This window comes from Sedimentibacter saalensis (assembly GCF_007830175.1).
In the GTDB taxonomy this organism is placed as follows: domain Bacteria; phylum Bacillota; class Clostridia; order Tissierellales; family Sedimentibacteraceae; genus Sedimentibacter; species Sedimentibacter saalensis.
This window is the reverse complement of the sequence record NZ_VLKH01000007.1, coordinates 147,340-164,221: the sequence shown is the minus strand read 5'-3', so window position 1 is coordinate 164,221 and position 16,882 is coordinate 147,340. Positions and strand designations below refer to the sequence as shown.

The following is a 16,882-nucleotide window of genomic DNA, read 5'->3' as shown; positions in this document are numbered from 1 at the left end:
TTTCTTATATACCATTTATTGAAGTGTTAAAACAAAAAAATTTAAAATTATTCATTAAATATCTATAACTTGTGTCACTTTTCGCTGAAAAAGGTTGCATAGTGTCGAAATATTGCTAAAAATAAAAAAATAAGAATGGACATTACCATTCAGAATATTGACAAAACCAGATTATTTATACTAGTGGCTTTGCTGACAGCCCGCATTATTAATTCAGCAATTTTGTTATCTTGGGAGGACAGCAGGACGTCACTGAAAAAGTCCTTCCTGTCATCCTGAACGATAGTGAAGGATCTCATATTTGTTGAAAATATGAGATTCTTCGGCTATGCCTCAGAATGGCAGTGAATAAATGTATAGTTCTTCAGTGGCCTCGACAGCAGTCCTCCCTACTATTGATATTTTTATTTACTGTTCAAAAGGCGAAATCAGCGACTGGCTGTCAACATGAACCAGTCCTAAACTTGTAAGCCTTACTTCAGGTATTACAGGTAGACTGACAAAAGCTAAAGTCATGAAAGGATCTATTCCTTCTGCTGATCCAGATTTCAAGGCAGCACGCCTTATTTTAGTCATGTGTTCTGAAAGTTCTCCAGCACTTAATCTGCTCATGATACCGGCAGCAGGCAGCGAAAGAATTTCTGAAAAGTTTCCGTCTACAACAGCAAAACCTCCCTGCATATTTCTGACCATATTTGCTGCAGCACACATATCGTGTTCATTGGTACCTACTACAATCAAATTGTGTGCATCATGAGATACAGAAGATGCTATGGCTCCTCTTTTAAGTCCGTAACCGTGTATATATCCAAGACCAATGTGCCCGGTATTTTTATGTCTTTCAATTACTGCCAGTTTCAGCACATCCCTTTCAACTGAAATGCCATTATATTCCCAATCATATTCCATCATTTCTATTTTTGTGGCTATTTCACCAGGCACCAGAGAAATAGTTCTGATTTTACTTGCGTTGACATCCGGTGACTTAATAAAAAAGTCTTCTTCCTGTAACATCCTCATGTTGAATGAATTAAAAATTTTATAATATTTTTGATATTTTTGATCTAAAGCTATTTTATCGTCCTCAAAATGCCGGTTGTATTTATCATTTGCACTTACAACTTCTTTTCCTTTTTCAGCAATCAAATTTCCGTTTTTATACACCATATCTACAATAACATTGCTTAAATCGGACAAAACAACCAAATCGGCATCATATCCCGGTGCGACTGCTCCCTTTCTTTTTAGTCCGAAATACTTAGCAGTGTTGTATGTGGCCATTTTAACAGCAATAATCGGATCTGCTCCAAGACTTACAGCTTTTCTTATTATGTGATCAATGTGACCTTCGTTTATGAGACTTTCGGGATGTTTGTCATCTGTTGCCAGTATGCAGCAATCGCAGTAAGGTTTTTCAAACAGCTTAATAAGAGAACTTAAATTTTTAGCAGCTGTTCCTTCCCTGATCATCACTGTCATACCTAGCTTGATGCGCTCCAATGCTTCATCCATACTTGTGCATTCATGATCTGACATGACTCCTGCTGCAATGTATGCGCAAAGATTTTTACCGCTAAGTCCAGGAGCATGGCCGTCTATTGTTTTACTATATGCATCATTAATTTTAGCAATTATTTTTTCGTCAGCTGAAATTGTTCCTGGGTAATTCATTAGTTCAGCAAGTCCAAGCACATTTTCATATGAATAATATGGACTTAAATCAGAAGCTTCAAGAACAGCTCCCCCTTCGTCAAAAGAAGAAGACGGAACGCATGATGGAATGAGAAAATATATATCAAGGGGAAGTCCCAGAGATTCTTCCATCATGAAATCAATGCCTGAAGTTCCGCACACATTTGCAATTTCATGAGGGTCAGTCATGACTGCTGTAGTGCCATGAACTGTAACAGCCCTTGAAAATTCTGCCGGCAGCATAAGGGAGCTTTCTATGTGAATGTGGCCGTCCATGAATCCGGGAGCTACAATTTTTCCGCTAATATCCACTTCTTCAAAACCTTCATACGTTCCGATTCCGCAAATTTTCCCTTCACATATGGCAACATCAGCCTTTTCCAATTTCATAGTAAACACATTAACTATTTCTCCGTTTTTAAGAACTAAATCTGCTTTTTCAAGACCTCTGGCAGCTCTTATGATTTTTTCCATAGACACCTCCTATGCTTTATCAAACGGCATTTTTCTTATATTATTTCAAATTGTACTTTTGTGTTACATACTCATCGAGACATTTTGCAGCTACTTTAGTTGATGCAACTGCCTCCACAACAGTCTTTGCTCCTGTAACCACGTCTCCGGAGGCAAAGACACCTTCCTTAGTAGTTCTTCCCGTTTCATCTATTACAACAAGCCCCAGTCTGTCAAGTTTAAGACCTCTGGTTGAATCAGCAATCAAAGATCTTGGTCCCTGGCTTATGGAAATAATAACAGAATCTGCATCATAGCTTATTTCCTCATCATTGTTGTCAGTTTTTTGAAACTTGATTGATTTGTCATTGATCTCCAAAGGAGAGCGGTAAAATTCAAAGTTAACGCCGTCAAGTCTTGCATAATTAATTTCAACCTTGCTTGAAGGCATGTCGGCTTCTCCTTTTCTGTAATATACAGTTACTTCCTTGGCGCCTTTTCTTATGGCTGTTCTTGCGCAGTCCAGAGCAACATTGCCCCCTCCGATCACACACACTTTTTTTCCAAGATAGTGGGTGCTTGGGCTTCTAAGGTAATCAATGGCATAGTACACATGACCCAGGCTTTCACCTGGAATATTGAGTTTTCTGGGCTTCCATGTTCCTGTTGAAACAAATACTGCCTTGTAGCCGTCCCTGAACATGTCATCAAGCGTTATTACGGTTCCCACCAAAGTGTTGGGCCTTATTTTTACTCCCATTTTTATGAGTATGTCATGATATTTGTCCAAAATTGATTTTGGAAGGCGGAATTCAGGTATGCCGTATCTTAAGACACCTCCAATTTGCTCGTGGGATTCAAATATTGTTATGTCATATCCTTTTCTGGCAAGAAGAATAGCCATGGTAAGGCCCGCAGGACCTGAACCTATTATGCCAACCTTTTTTTCAGGGTTTATTTCCGGTTTAAAATCCACTGAATTCAAATAATAATCCGATGTATAATGTTCAATTGAGCCTGTTTGTATGGGGCTTCCCTTAAAATTCAAAACACAGTGTCCCATGCAGAATTCCTCGTGGGGACATATGAGTCCTGTTATAACAGACAAAGGATTGTTTTCAAACAAAAGCTTGCCTGCTTCCTTTATTTTGTTTTCTTTTAAAAGACCTATGACTTCATTCATAGGAGTTGAAACAGGGCATCCTTTTTTGCAAGCAGGATTTTTGCACTGCAAACATCTCTTGTTTTCTTCCCAAATATTGTTTATCATAAATTCCTCCGTCAACAATCTGTAATGAAATAATTTTGTTTACTATATACCATGTTTTCGTTGAAGTCAAACAAAAACATGGTTAAAAACAAAACAATGGGGAAATTTATCCACCCATTGTTTTATTTTTCTACACTCATCACATAACAATACTTACTACTTTATTACACTTTTTCCCATTAAATATTTATCAATTTCTCTTGCAGCAAGTTTTCCTTCCTGAATAGCCCATACAACAAGGCTTTGTCCTCTTCTCATATCTCCTGCTGCAAACAGTTTTTCCACATTTGTTTTAAAAATTCCGTATTCAGCCTTAACATTGCTTCTGTTGTCTCTTTCAAGCTTTAGCTCATCTATTACAGTGTCTTCCGGTCCTAAAAAGCCCATGGCTATTATCACAATGTCTGCCTTCCACACTTTTTCTGAACCCGGAATTTCCTTTGGAATGACTCTTCCTGTCTCATCCTTTGTCCAGATTACCTCCACTGTATGGATTTCCTTTACTTCGCCTTTTTCATTTCCTACGATTTTTTTTGTAGAAATGTTGTAGTTTCTCGGATCTTTTTTGTAAAGACTTATGGCTTCTTCCTGACCGTAATCAACCTTAAGCTTTTTAGGCCATTCCGGCCATGGATTTGTATTGTCATCCCTTTCCTTTGGTGGTTCAGGCATTATTTCAAACTGGAACACGCTGCTGCAGCCTTGCCTGATTGATGAGCCTACACAGTCTGTTCCTGTGTCGCCTCCTCCCACGACAATGACATTTTTTCCTTTGGCACTTAAAACTTCGTTGTGTTCTTTGTTTATCTTCAAAACATTCTTTGTGCTGTTAGTAAGAAATTCTATGGCCCCGCAAACGCCCTTTAAATCTTTGCCTTCAACTTCAAGTCCTCTTGCTTTCTTGGCTCCTCCGCACAAAACAACTGCATCGTTTCTGTCCAACAGTTCATTTGTTGTAATGTCTGTACCAACTTCAACATTGAAAACAAACTTTATGCCTGATTTTTTCATGAGCTCTATTCGCCTATCCACAACTTTCTTATCAAGCTTCATGTTAGGAATTCCGTACATCAAAAGTCCGCCAGGCTTATCTTCTCTTTCATACACGGTTACATCGTGGCCAACGGCATTTAAATAATATGCTGCAGACAGACCTGACGGCCCTGAGCCAACAACAACAACCTTCTTTCCCGTTTCCTTTGTCTTTCTTGGTTTTACCCAGCCTTCTTTGTATGCCTTTTCAATAATTTCAAATTCAATGTCATGAATTGCAACAGGATCTCCAATGTGGCCTTCGGTACAGGAACCCTCACAAGGGGAGGGGCAAACCCTCCCTGTGAATTCCGGAAATGGATTTGTCCTTACAAGCCTTTTGTATGCAAGCTCCCACTGTCCCTTGTAAACAAGGTCATTCCATTCAGGTACTAGGTTGTGCATGGGGCATCCTGCCACCATGCCGTTTAATATGATGCCTCCCTGGCAGAAGGGAGTTCCGCAGTTCATGCATCTTGCTCCCTGCATTTGAAGTTCTTCTGCTTCCATAGGAAGCTTTATTTCATTCCAGTCCTTTATTCTTTCTTTTGGATTTCGCTTTTTATGTTCAACTCTTTTATATTCTAAAAAACCCGTAGATTTTCCCATAGTATCTCCTATCATTTAGCAATATTTTCAACAGTTTCACTTTTTACTTCTTTGTTTTCGGCAGTTGAGTACCTTTCTCTGTATGCATAGCTTAAAGCTTCATGTCCTGTGAGTCCCAGACTGTATGCTTTTTCTATGCTTTCCATCATATGCTTGTATTCAGAAGGAATTATTTTTGTGAATCTGTGAGAATAACTTTCCCAGTCATGAATAATCCTTTTGCCCTGAGTGCTGCCTGTGTAGTCAACGTGCTTTTGTATCATTTCTTTTATTTCGTCCATTTCCTTCTGGCTTGTTATTGTTTCAACATTGCTTATTGAACTGTTGAGGCAATCTTCTTCAAAATCAAGGACATATACCGTTCCTCCGGACATACCTGCTGCAAAATTCCTGCCTGTCTTTCCAAGTATGATTACTTTTCCGCCTGTCATGTATTCGCAGCCATGGTCTCCCACACCTTCAATAACAGCCTTCATTCCGCTGTTTCTTATGAGGAATCTTTCTCCTGCTTTTCCACAGATGTAAGCTTCCCCTGAAGTTGCTCCATAGAATGCAGCATTTCCTATGATAATATTATTTTCAGGTACGAAATCTGAATTCTTTGGAGGATATACTATTATTTTTCCTCCTGAAAGTCCCTTGCCTATATAGTCGTTTGAATCTCCCTCAAGCTCCAGCGTCATTCCTTTTGGAATAAACGCTCCAAAACTTTGTCCTGCAGTTCCAACAAATGACAAATGTATAGTATCGTCTGCAAGTCCTGCTTCTCCATATTGTTTTGATATTTCACTTCCTATGATTGTCCCAACAACCCTGTCTGTGTTGCTTATTTTGAGTTTGGCCCGGATAGGCTTCTGGTTTTCAAGAGCAGGTTTAACCATTTTCAAAAGCTTTTTCATATCCATAGATTTATCAAGCATATGATTTTGCGGTTGAATGTTGTACCTACCCACATCAGCCCCCGAGAAAGGCTGGTACAATATTTGTGTCATATCTATTTTTTTGGCTTTCCAGTTTGTTATGTTTTCTCTTTGTTTAAGCTTATCGGTCCTTCCAACCATTTCCTTCAATGTTCTGAAACCAAGCTGAGCCATTATTTCTCTCAGTTCTCTTGCCATGAACCTCATGAAGTTTTCTATGTGTTCCGGTTTTCCGGCGAAGTTTTTCCTTAAATTTTCATCCTGAGTTGCAATTCCTATTGGACATGTGTTTAAGTTGCACACTCTCATCATAACGCAGCCCAGTACTACAAGTGGAGTTGTGGCAAAACCGAATTCTTCAGCTCCGAGCATTGCTGCAATTGCTATGTCTCTTCCTGATAAAAGCTTTCCGTCTGTTTCAAGAGCAACCCTGTCTCTTAAATTGTTAAGAACAAGTGTCTGGTGAGCTTCAGCAAGACCTAACTCCCATGGAAGTCCTGTATTTCTTATGCTTGTTCTTGGTGCAGCTCCTGTACCTCCGTCATAACCGCTTATGAGGATTACATCAGCCTTACCCTTGGCAAGACCGGCTGCAACTGTTCCTACTCCTGATTCCGATACCAGCTTAACATTTATTCTTGCATAACGGTTTGCATTTTTAAGGTCATGAATGAGTTCACCAATATCTTCAATTGAATAAATATCGTGGTGAGGAGGAGGTGAAATAAGCGTAACACCCGGTGTTGAATGTCTTACCTTTGCAATTTCCGGATAAACCTTGAGTCCCGGAAGCTGTCCACCTTCGCCGGGTTTTGCACCCTGAGCCATTTTTATTTGAATTTCTCTTGCATTTACAAGATAGTTGCTTGTTACTCCAAAACGTCCTGATGCTACCTGTTTTACAGCACTGTTTTTGGAATCACCGTTTTCCAGTATTTTAAATCTTTCAGGATCCTCGCCGCCTTCGCCGGTGTTGCTCTTTCCTCCCAGCCTGTTCATTGCTATGGCCAGAGTTTCATGGGCTTCCTTGCTCAGTGAGCCGTAGGACATTGCACCTGTTTTGAATTTCTTTACTATGGATTCAACAGATTCAACTTCCTCTACCGGTATTGCTTCCTTGTGGTTGTAATTGAAATCAAGGAGGTTTCTCAGGGTATAAACTTTTTCTTCATTTATTTTTTCCGAATATTTTTTGTAAAGATTGTAATTCCCTTCCCTGCAGGCTTTCTGAAGCATGTATATGGTTTCAGGATTGTACATGTGAACTTCTCCGTCGTCCAGGCACTGGAAATATCCTCCGACTTCAAGAGTGTCCGTGTATGGAGAGTTTTCATCATAGGCACTTTCATGTCTCATTTGATTTTCAAGAGCTATATCTTCAAGACCTAATCCTTCTATTCTTGATGGTGTCTTTGTGAAGTACTTGTCCACAACGTCCTTCTTGATTCCAACTGCTTCAAATATCTGCGCTCCGTGGTAGCTTCTGATTGTTGAAATACCCATCTTTGAAATAACCTTGAGTATACCCTTAACCATTGCCTTGATATAATTTTTCTTTCCTTCTTCAAATGTAATTGTGTTAAGGGATTTACTGTCAGCTAAATCCTTTATTGTTTCAAAAGCAAGGTAAGGATTTATGGCAGTTACACCGTAGCCTATGAGAGTGCAGAAATGATGAACTTCTCTAGGTTCTCCGGATTCAAGAACTATGCCTATATTTGTTCTTTTTTCCATTCTTGTAAGGTACTGATGAAGTCCGGATGAAGCTAAGAGCGCCGGAACTGCAGCAAAGTCCTTGTTAACGCCTCTGTCTGACAACAAGATTATGTTTGCTCCTCTTGTAATAGCCGTATCTGATTCTGCAAAAATGCGTTCCAGTGCTTTTTCCATGGCAGCAGGTCCTTCAGATACCTTGTAAAGTATGGAAACCGTAGCAACTCTCAAGTGATCGTTGTTCAGGTGCTTTATGGTATTAAGCTGTTCATTTGTAAGTATGGGGTTTTCCAAAAACAAGCTTGCAGAATTGTCTCCGTCAGGATTTATTAGGTTTCCGCTGTCACCCAGGCTTACGCTTGTTGATGTGATGATTTCTTCCCTTATGGCATCTATAGGAGGATTTGTAACCTGAGCAAAAAGCTGCTTGAAGTACAGGTAAAGCATCTGAGGCTTTTCTGACAAAACTGCCAGCGGAGAATCAATCCCCATGGAACCAACAGGTTCTTCGCCTTCTATGGCTGTAGGCTGTATGCCTTTAGCTATATCTTCATATGTGTATCCGAAAGCTTTCTGCTGCTGCAGCAGGTCTTTCATCTTTACATCCTTTTCCAATGCAACCGGCAGGTCGCTGAGATTTATAATATGTTTCTTGTTCCATTCAGCATATGGATGAAGAGTAGAAACATATTTTTTCAGCTCATGGTCTGTTATAATTCTCTTTGCCCTTGTATCAATCAAAAGCATTTTTCCAGGTTCAAGTCTTCCCTTTGATTTTACGTTGTCATTATCTATGTCAATAACTCCAACTTCAGATGCAAGTATAACCCTGTCATCCTTTGTTACATAATATCTTGAAGGCCTGAGTCCGTTTCTGTCAAGAATTCCTCCGATTATGTCACCGTCTGTGAAAGCCATGGCTGCAGGACCGTCCCAGGCTTCCATGAGGAAGTTGTTGAACTTGTAAAATTCTCTCTTTTCCTTGGACATGGTCTTGTTCTTTTCCCAAGGCTCCGGTATCATCATCATGATTGATTCCTGCAGTGATCTTCCTGTGAGATATAAAAACTCCAGACAGTTGTCAAACATGGAGGAGTCGCTTCCTGTTTCATCTATAATAGGAAAAACCTTGTGAATGTTTTCAAAATAAGGAGATGTCATTCTTTTTTGTCTTGCATTCATCCAGTTGACATTTCCTCTGATTGTATTTATTTCACCATTGTGAACAAGATATCTGTTAGGGTGTGCTCTTTCCCAGCTTGGAAATGTGTTTGTGCTGAATCTTGAATGTATCATTGCAAGACAAGATTTAAATTCCAGGTCTGACAAGTCAAGATAGAAATTTCTCAGTTGTTCAGATGTAAGCATTCCCTTATATACAATAGTCTTTGATGAAAGGCTTGCAAAATAAAATATTCCTCCGTTTTGCTCACTCATGGGACCAATTGTCTTTTCTGCTCTTTTCCTTATTACATATAGCTTTCTTTCAAAAGCCATGGAATCTGCAATAGAATTGTTTTTCTCGATGAACACCTGAATAATTCTAGGCATAGAAGCCTTAGCCTTCTCACCTATAATAGTTCCATCTACGGGAACATCCCTCCATCCTAAGACATGCTGACCTTCTTCTTCAGCAATATCCGTAAATGTTTTCATTTGAATATTTCTGAATTTGTCATACTTGTGGGCAAATATCATTCCTACACCGTAACTTCCTTCTTCAGGAAGCTCAAAGTCCAAGACCTCGCATTCACGTTTGAAAAAATCATGAGGTATCTGCACAGTTATACCTGCGCCGTCTCCTGATTCATCCGAACCGCTTGCTCCTCTGTGACTCATATTTTCAAGAACTGTTAAAGCATCGTCTACGATGTCGTAAGATTTTTCGCCATTTATATTAACAACAAAACCCATTCCGCATGCATCGTGTTCAAATGCCGGGTCATAAAGACCTTGTTTATTAGGTACTCCATAATTTTTCATAATGCTCTCCCCTGTCATTTTAATCTTTAATATAAATTTTTTACTATTATATTAGATTTTTTATAATCATACAAGCATTATTTTAATATTATGTAATATATTTTTGATATTTTTTATCAATGTCATTTTTATTAAAAATATTTTAAATTATTTTTAAATGTTAAAGCAGTAATTTTGCTTTTTGTTAATAATTTGTAACAATATTGGCATAAAATCATTTTTCATTATACTGATTTTTTATTGCTATCTTATAAATTATTTAAAAAGTAATTTTTTGCATTTTTGTTAATTTCATTAATTATAAATTTTTATCTTTAAAATAAAGATTTATCATACTTATATAAATGTATTTTCTAATTTACAGCAAAATAAAAACAAGGATATTCATAATGAAATATTCCTTGTTTTGTTATAAGCTTATACTGTTTGTTTAATTCTCATAGCCGCTTCTGCAATGACCCTTTCTATTGCTGATATGTCAGCAGGTTTTGCCAGATGTCTGTCAAATCCCGCTTCTCTGGACCTTTTCCTGTCTTCGGCTCCTGCATATCCTGATAAAGCTATTAAAAATGTTTCCTTTATCTCATCGTCTTTTCTCAATTGCTGTGCCACCTCATATCCATCCATAACCGGAAGACCTATATCGCATATGATAACATCCGGATGGTGTTCCTTAGCCATTGCAATACCATCTTTTCCGTCCTGTGAGCAAATGGTTTTATGTCCTAAAAAACCAATCAGGTCGCACATTATTTCTGTTAAATCCTTATTATCATCAATGATGAGCACCTTTAGAGTTTTGTTATTATATCCATTATCCATAATTATCTCCTTTGATGTATTTTTTTAGTCCAAGTTGATTTATTGGTTTTTCAAAATGATATCTTCACTACTTCAATTTCGCTTCTCTAATCTGATATTAATTGATCACCTGGAATTGTTTATACATTTACTAAAACATAATTCATTTTATTTTATCAGTTTTAGTTTGAGTAATTTGTCGATTTCTGGAACATAAATAAAAAAATTGTCATCAAAGCAAGTTCTCCCTTAGCTCCTGATAACATTAAAGCTCCGTCATTGCCGGAGCTTTTGTATTATTTAGTCTTCAGATTTAAATCCGGATACTGTCAGGCTTTTTATACCCAAAAATGAATCAAGATCAATTGTTACATCATTTTCTGCAGGGAGAGCAACCTGTTTTGACAGAAAAACCTCAACACCATCAACAACAGTCTTGCAGTAGTTTTCTTCAGTCTTCGGCTTTTTGGCGAAAATTTCAGGAACCTGAACAAACGCGCACTCACAGCTGGCTCTATATTCCGGATATTCGATTATTACTTCACGCCTGCCTTTTTTATTCAGGAAATTTATTGCTTTTTCTGTTATTACAATCATGTCATACTCCTTTGCCAACTTCATACTCTATGTGATATATTATATCACAATTTTCTCTAATATCAAAACTATTACATGAAATTAACAGGGTTAAAATCAAATTATACAAGTGACAAAAAATTCCTCTGAATTATAATCCAGAGGAATTTCAACAGTACTTTAATTAAATTCATTTGCTTGATTTTATTTTATGAGTCTTGTAGAGCCACCTCCGGGCCGTACATAATCTGTGGGATAATCAGGCAGAGGGTTGCTGGGATCGTTATTTCCCAAATCATATGTTTTTCCCAGATATTTAAGCTCAATATCATGCTTATTGGAATCTTTATAGTCAATAAGCAGACATTCAATAAGAACAAGCTGATATGGGTCTATGACGTCATTATTTTTAAGCTGATTTAATTTATTAAGCGGTATGGTTTTCTTTCTATTATTTACAGTAACCTCTCCGCTTTGTATGACTTTTGAACTCAGACTGAAAATATATACTTTTTTGATATTTTTGTCTTCATCGGTCAAAACATAATCTAACCCATCACTTAACTTACTGCCATCCAGCCCCTTCTCTCCATTAGAAAATCCTTCCTTAATGGTTAATCCATCTGCATATTCCAATTCAAAATAAGCATTGTCTGTTCCGCTGTTTCTTGTGTAAAAATCAGTCACTGTTCCTTTTAGTCCCTTTCCTGCGTTTGTCCATGCCATAGGATCTGTATTTAAGTAATCGAATGTAATGTTTATAAAAGGCAACGCATCACCGGTCCACTGTACTGCAGGAAGTTCTGCAACAGCAATTGCAGACACTTCTGTATTGCTAAACCCTAAGACTTTTGCAAATGTATAAGAAACCTTTTTTGTACAAACAACTTCTATGGTGCGGGCACCGGTATCAGCTTTTGCCTTTATGTTTGAATCTTCCAGCTTACTGTCATTGGCTTTGGCATATAATTTTGCAGCTTCCTCAGCCTTTGTCTTTCCTGATGATATTTCCATTGCTCCTGCCAATGCTGCAGCATCGGCATCGTTTTGCAGTTTCGATTTTGTTACAGCAACCATTCCTATGTCCACTGCCAGGGCGGCAATGCCAATCAGCACCGTCATCAAAAGCGCTGCCAGCACCAATACTTGTCCGCCTTCATGTTTTAAACATTTCTCTATTTTCTCCATTTAAAGCCCCCCTTAAACTTCAAAATTATTAACTTTTTACTGCAGCATATTTCTCTCCGATTCCATTCCCTCCTTTCACACAATAGTTGATGCAGCAAAACATTTAATACTGCATTAAAAAAGCTGCAAAATAAAAATTTTGCAGCCGAACAATCATAGCGTGTGCCTTAGACTTCAAAGCTTTGCGTCACTAATTTTCATCAGTTTTGCCCATTTATATCATTGGTAGTTTTTAACATTTATATTATAACACAAATTAAAGAATATGGAATATTTTTTTGTAGACATGCTTTCTGTCACAGAATTCTACTCTGTAGAATTTAACCACTTTGTTCTGCAACAGACAAAAAACAGCCGTTTCCTGCTGACATTCAATTGCAGAAATCATTAGTCAAGCTGTTTAAGCAAATCTTTGTACTGTCTTAGTTTTTCCTGATCTTCAACTCTTACGCCTGAATTGTAGAAATCAATACTGCCGTTTCCTTCATTTAGCAAATTCATTTCCTCAAGAATTCTTCTTAAGTTGTTCACGGTTCCCATGTTTCCATCGATTATATCCACATCCTCAGGTAGAAGTTTCTGTATCATGTCCTTGAAGAACGTAAAATGAGTGCAGCCCAGAACAACAGTTCCATAATTGCTCAAATCAAAATTAGACAATCGCTCCTTAAGGTAAGGAAGGACTGTTTCTTCAGAAAAATCAAATTTCTCTGCAAAGCGTACCAGTTCCTGAAGTGACAAAAGATCAACTATATGTTCATTGTCAAGCTTTGCAATAAGATTTTGAAGCTTATCCTGCTTAAGTGTCAGTTCTGTTGCAGTAACCAAAATTCTCTTGTCTGCATTTTTATTTTTTTCAACAGCAGGCTTAACGGCAGGTTCCATTCCTATTATGGGAATGCTGTATCTGTTTCTTAACTCTTCTATTGCAACGCTTGTTGCGGTGTTGCAGGCAACTACTATTGCCTTCACTCCCTGACTTACTATAAAATCTATGGCATAAAAAATGTATTTTTTCACTTCTTCTTTTGGCTTTGTTCCGTAAGGAACATTCATGGTGTCAGCATAATATATATAATCTTCATTAGGAAGCATTTTCACTGCATCATGCAGTACGGTAATTCCTCCTATGCCTGAATCAAAAACACCTATTTTCATTTTTCCTCCTGTTGCCTTACAAAGATTGCGATATTTTTATTAATAATTAACTTAAAATTAATTTCTTTTAAATTATATCATAAAACCATGAAATGCATATGTTTAAATTATAATTTTCGGTACCAAATATACCACTTCTTCAGTATTTTGTCCATATAAAATCAATTGTTTATAATATTATATTCATTATAGTTATCATTGACAAAAATAAAAACGGCCAACAAAGTTTTGCTTTGTCAGCCATTTTCTAAATGAGCTGCATTAAATTAATAGTATTACAACACTCTTGCCTTTGAATATATGTGAGATAATTTCTCAAGTGCCATGTTCAATGTTTCATCCTTTTTTGCATAATGAAATCTAATATACTGATTCACATTTTCCTGAAAGAAACTTGACCCCGGAACTGCTCCCACTCCAACTTCCCTTGCCAGCCACTCACAAAACTCTATATCACTGTTATAATGGAATTCACTTATATCCACCAATACATAATAAGCTCCCTGAGGTTCTGTATATTTAAGCCCTATTTGATTTAATCCATTTATAAATAAATTTTTCATATGAGTGTAGTGTCTTTGCAGTTCAAGGTAATAATCATCTTTGAAATTCAAGCCGACAACTGCTGCTTCCATAAGAGGTGCTGCAGCACCAACAGTTAAAAAGTCATGTACTTTTTTTACCCTGTCGATGATTCTTTCATCAGCAATTACATATCCCAGACGCCATCCGGTTATGGAATACGTCTTAGACAAGGAACTGCATGAAATTGTTCTTTCCCTCATTCCCGGAAGAGAAGCCATATAGGTATGTTTATGTGGTGCATAAATTATATGTTCGTACACCTCATCTGCAATCACATAAGTATCATATTTAATAGCCAAATCTGCTATTACCTGTAATTCATGCTTCGTAAACACCTTTCCGCAGGGATTTGAAGGGTTGCATAAAATTAGTGCCTTGGCGTCCTGCTTAAACGCCTCCTCCAACAAATCAGCATCAAAATTAAAGTTTGGCGGATTTAACGGCACATAGATTGGTTCTGCGCCTGAAAGAATTGTATCTGCCCCATAATTTTCATAAAATGGAGAGAAAATTATTACTTTATCTCCAGGATTGGTCACAGCCATCATGGCCGCCATCATGGCTTCTGTACTTCCGCAGGTAACTACAATTTCTTTGTTGGGATCTACTTTCATTCCTGAAAAATGTTCTTGTTTTCTTGCAAGAGCTTCACGAAAATTTTGAGCACCCCATGTGGTTGCATATTGATGAGGTCCTTCAGCTGCCACTTGAGCAAGTCTGTTTGTAATTTCTACAGGTGGTTCGAAATCCGGGTAGCCCTGTGATAAATTCACTGCATTATATTCATTTGAAATTCTGGTCATCCTGCGTATGACTGAATCAGTGAAAACTGAGGTACGTTTACTTAATTCTTTCACTTTTGTTCTCCTTAATGTTATTTCCAAGCCGGGATGTATGCACCTTTAAATGTATCTGCATAAATCGCTTTTACTGCATCTGACTGGTAAGCTTCTACTATTTTTAAATATGTTTCATTATTGGCGTCTTCTGTTCTTGCTGCAATCAGGTTCACATAACTATTTCCTGAATAGTAGCTTACATTATCCTGAAATATAGAATCTTCTCCTGGATTTAATCCGTTATCCAAGGCATAGTTGCAATTTATCACTGCTGCTGTAACATCCGGAAGAAGTGCGTATACATTTGCTGCATCAACTTCTACAAATTCAATATTCAATGGGTTTTGAGTGATATCTCCCAGTTCAGGGCTGTCACCAGCGTTCGCATCTATTTCAATGAGCTTTGCTGCCTCTAATATTTTAAGTGCACGTCCTTCGTTTGTTGCATCATTTGGAACAGCTATTTTTGCTCCTTCAGCAATTTCGCTTACACTGGACACTTTGTCAGAATAAATGTTCATGGCTGAAATAAAAGTATCGCCTATGGCTGTAATTTCATATCCATTATTCTCAATTTCTTTATTTAAATATGCATAATGCTGAAATGCATTCAGATCCGTCTCACCATCTGACAAAGCCCTGTTTGGTGTAGCATAGTCTGTAAAGCTGATCAACTCAACATTAATTCCTTCTTTTGCCATTTCTTCAATGACCGGTGTCCACATTTCATTTGATTCTCCTACAACTCCTACTTTTACAGTAGTTGTTGATGTATCCTCTTTCACATCTGCATTTGATTTCCCGCATGCAGTAAATGTTGCAGTAATTGTTAATGCTAATAAAATTGATAATATTTTCTTATTCTTCATAGTTCTTCTCCTCTTTTTTGTCTAATATTAATTCTTACTTTTTAAACAATTTAATATTGCTTAGACTATTGACCAAGCCCAACACTGTCATCCTGAACGGTAGTGAAGAATCTCATCTTTATTGAAAACATGAGATTCTTCGGCTGCGCCTCAGAATGAAAACATCTAAACATATACTTTTTCATCATACTGAGCAATTTAAAATTGCATATATTAAAGCTGTTATAATGTTAATGCTATTTCGTAATTTTCTTTCATTGTTTTACATGATTTATCAAATTCTTCTTTTTCTTCAGCTTTCATATGAAGTTCAATTATTTCTTCCACTCCGTTAATTCCAAGCACAGCTGGTACAGAAGCATACACGTCATACTGCCCATATTCACCATTTAAAAGAACAGATACCGGAAGAACCCTTTTCTCATCAGCAAAAATTGCTCTTGTTACTTCTGCAATGGATGCCCCTATTCCAAACTCCGTAGATCCTTTACCCTTAAGAACATGCCATCCTCCTGCTTTTCCTTCTGCAGCAATTGCCTTTAAGTCAAGATTTCCATACTTCTCCGGTTTTTCTTTTATTAATTCTAAAATTGGCTTGCCGGCAATAGTTACAACCGACCATGGAACCATTTGACTTTCACCGTGCTCACCAAGTGCGTAGGCATATATTGATTTCTGATCAATGCCTGTTGCTTCAGACAAGGCCCTTCGAAGCCTTGCAGAATCCAGAGTTGTGCTGGTGGAAATCAGTCTTGATGGCGGGTAATTTAATTGATTTTGTATATAATGTGCTACTACATCCGCAGGATTTGAAATACTTATAATAATGCCTTTAAAACCGGAATTTTTTATGTTTTCCACAACATTTTTCATGATTGCTACTGTTTCAGCAAGAGTATCCATTCTTGTCTGGAATTTGCTGATATCAGGCAGAGGACCTGCTGCAATAACCATTAAATCTGCATCCGCTGCATCTGAATAATTTCCTGCTTTTACATTCACATGGTGGGGCAGATAGACTGTTGAATCAAAAATATCGAGTGCCTGTGCCTTTGCTTTTTCCTCATCAATATCAATGTATACAATTTGTTCTGCAAGTCCCTGAGATACAAGCGCATATCCTGCATGAGAACCCACGTGTCCTGCTCCTATAATTACAACTTTTCTTGGTGTTAATGCCATTTTGATCTCTCC

At 37.6% G+C, this 16,882-nt stretch carries 11 protein-coding genes and 1 riboswitch; all 11 genes read right to left on the bottom strand.

Annotation, left to right across the window (positions count from 1 at the left end; translation table 11 throughout):
- Nucleotides 1-408 precede the first annotated feature (408 nt).
- Nucleotides 409-2,166: an adenine deaminase gene (ade, locus tag LY60_RS12655; protein ID WP_145084402.1), complete on the bottom strand. Its 1,758-nt coding sequence runs from the start codon at nt 2,164-2,166 to the stop codon at nt 409-411.
- 40 nt (nt 2,167-2,206) lie between these two features.
- Nucleotides 2,207-3,415, bottom strand: coding sequence for an NAD(P)-dependent oxidoreductase (locus LY60_RS12650; protein ID WP_145084399.1), 1,209 nt, complete (start codon nt 3,413-3,415; stop codon nt 2,207-2,209).
- Nucleotides 3,416-3,571: 156 nt separating this feature from the next.
- Nucleotides 3,572-5,056 (bottom strand): glutamate synthase subunit beta, encoded by a 1,485-nt coding sequence (locus tag LY60_RS12645; protein ID WP_145084396.1) that lies wholly within the window; start codon nt 5,054-5,056, stop codon nt 3,572-3,574.
- 11 nt (nt 5,057-5,067) lie between these two features.
- Entirely contained in the window at nt 5,068-9,672 is a 4,605-nt protein-coding gene (gene gltB / locus LY60_RS12640) for a glutamate synthase large subunit (RefSeq protein WP_145084394.1), read from the bottom strand.
- Between the two features lie 417 nt (nt 9,673-10,089).
- Nucleotides 10,090-10,494 carry a response regulator gene (locus LY60_RS12635; protein WP_145084391.1) on the bottom strand — a complete coding sequence of 135 codons (405 nt, stop codon included), beginning with the start codon at nt 10,492-10,494 and terminating at the stop codon, nt 10,090-10,092.
- A gap of 279 nt (nt 10,495-10,773) precedes the next feature.
- On the bottom strand, nt 10,774-11,070 hold the full coding sequence (locus LY60_RS12630; protein ID WP_145084388.1) for a CC/Se motif family (seleno)protein: 297 nt from the start codon (nt 11,068-11,070) through the stop codon (nt 10,774-10,776).
- A 183-nt stretch (nt 11,071-11,253) separates the two neighbouring features.
- Nucleotides 11,254-12,237, bottom strand: a complete 984-nt coding sequence (locus LY60_RS12625; protein ID WP_145084385.1) for a pilus assembly protein TadG-related protein — start codon at nt 12,235-12,237, stop codon at nt 11,254-11,256.
- A gap of 137 nt (nt 12,238-12,374) precedes the next feature.
- Nucleotides 12,375-12,458, bottom strand: a riboswitch (cyclic di-GMP riboswitch).
- A 166-nt stretch (nt 12,459-12,624) separates the two neighbouring features.
- Complete coding sequence (gene murI / locus LY60_RS12620) at nt 12,625-13,395, bottom strand: glutamate racemase (protein ID WP_145084383.1); 771 nt, start codon at nt 13,393-13,395, stop codon at nt 12,625-12,627.
- A 275-nt stretch (nt 13,396-13,670) separates the two neighbouring features.
- Nucleotides 13,671-14,837, bottom strand: coding sequence for a pyridoxal phosphate-dependent aminotransferase (locus LY60_RS12615; protein WP_145084380.1), 1,167 nt, complete (start codon nt 14,835-14,837; stop codon nt 13,671-13,673).
- Between the two features lie 17 nt (nt 14,838-14,854).
- Nucleotides 14,855-15,688, bottom strand: a complete 834-nt coding sequence (locus LY60_RS12610) for a MetQ/NlpA family ABC transporter substrate-binding protein (RefSeq protein WP_145084377.1) — start codon at nt 15,686-15,688, stop codon at nt 14,855-14,857.
- A 222-nt stretch (nt 15,689-15,910) separates the two neighbouring features.
- Nucleotides 15,911-16,870, bottom strand: a complete 960-nt coding sequence (locus LY60_RS12605) for an L-lactate dehydrogenase (protein WP_145084374.1) — start codon at nt 16,868-16,870, stop codon at nt 15,911-15,913.
- Nucleotides 16,871-16,882: the final 12 nt, after the last annotated feature.

Coding starts and splice junctions, on each gene's coding strand:
- ade (WP_145084402.1), bottom strand. CDS start 2,166: ATGGAAAAAATCATAAGAGCTGCCAGAGGTCTTGAAAAAGCAGATTTA.
- LY60_RS12650 (WP_145084399.1), bottom strand. CDS start 3,415: ATGATAAACAATATTTGGGAAGAAAACAAGAGATGTTTGCAGTGCAAA.
- LY60_RS12645 (WP_145084396.1), bottom strand. CDS start 5,056: ATGGGAAAATCTACGGGTTTTTTAGAATATAAAAGAGTTGAACATAAA.
- gltB (WP_145084394.1), bottom strand. CDS start 9,672: ATGAAAAATTATGGAGTACCTAATAAACAAGGTCTTTATGACCCGGCA.
- LY60_RS12635 (WP_145084391.1), bottom strand. CDS start 10,494: ATGGATAATGGATATAATAACAAAACTCTAAAGGTGCTCATCATTGAT.
- LY60_RS12630 (WP_145084388.1), bottom strand. CDS start 11,070: ATGATTGTAATAACAGAAAAAGCAATAAATTTCCTGAATAAAAAAGGC.
- LY60_RS12625 (WP_145084385.1), bottom strand. CDS start 12,237: ATGGAGAAAATAGAGAAATGTTTAAAACATGAAGGCGGACAAGTATTG.
- murI (WP_145084383.1), bottom strand. CDS start 13,395: ATGAAAATAGGTGTTTTTGATTCAGGCATAGGAGGAATTACCGTACTG.
- LY60_RS12610 (WP_145084377.1), bottom strand. CDS start 15,688: ATGAAGAATAAGAAAATATTATCAATTTTATTAGCATTAACAATTACT.
- LY60_RS12605 (WP_145084374.1), bottom strand. CDS start 16,870: ATGGCATTAACACCAAGAAAAGTTGTAATTATAGGAGCAGGACACGTG.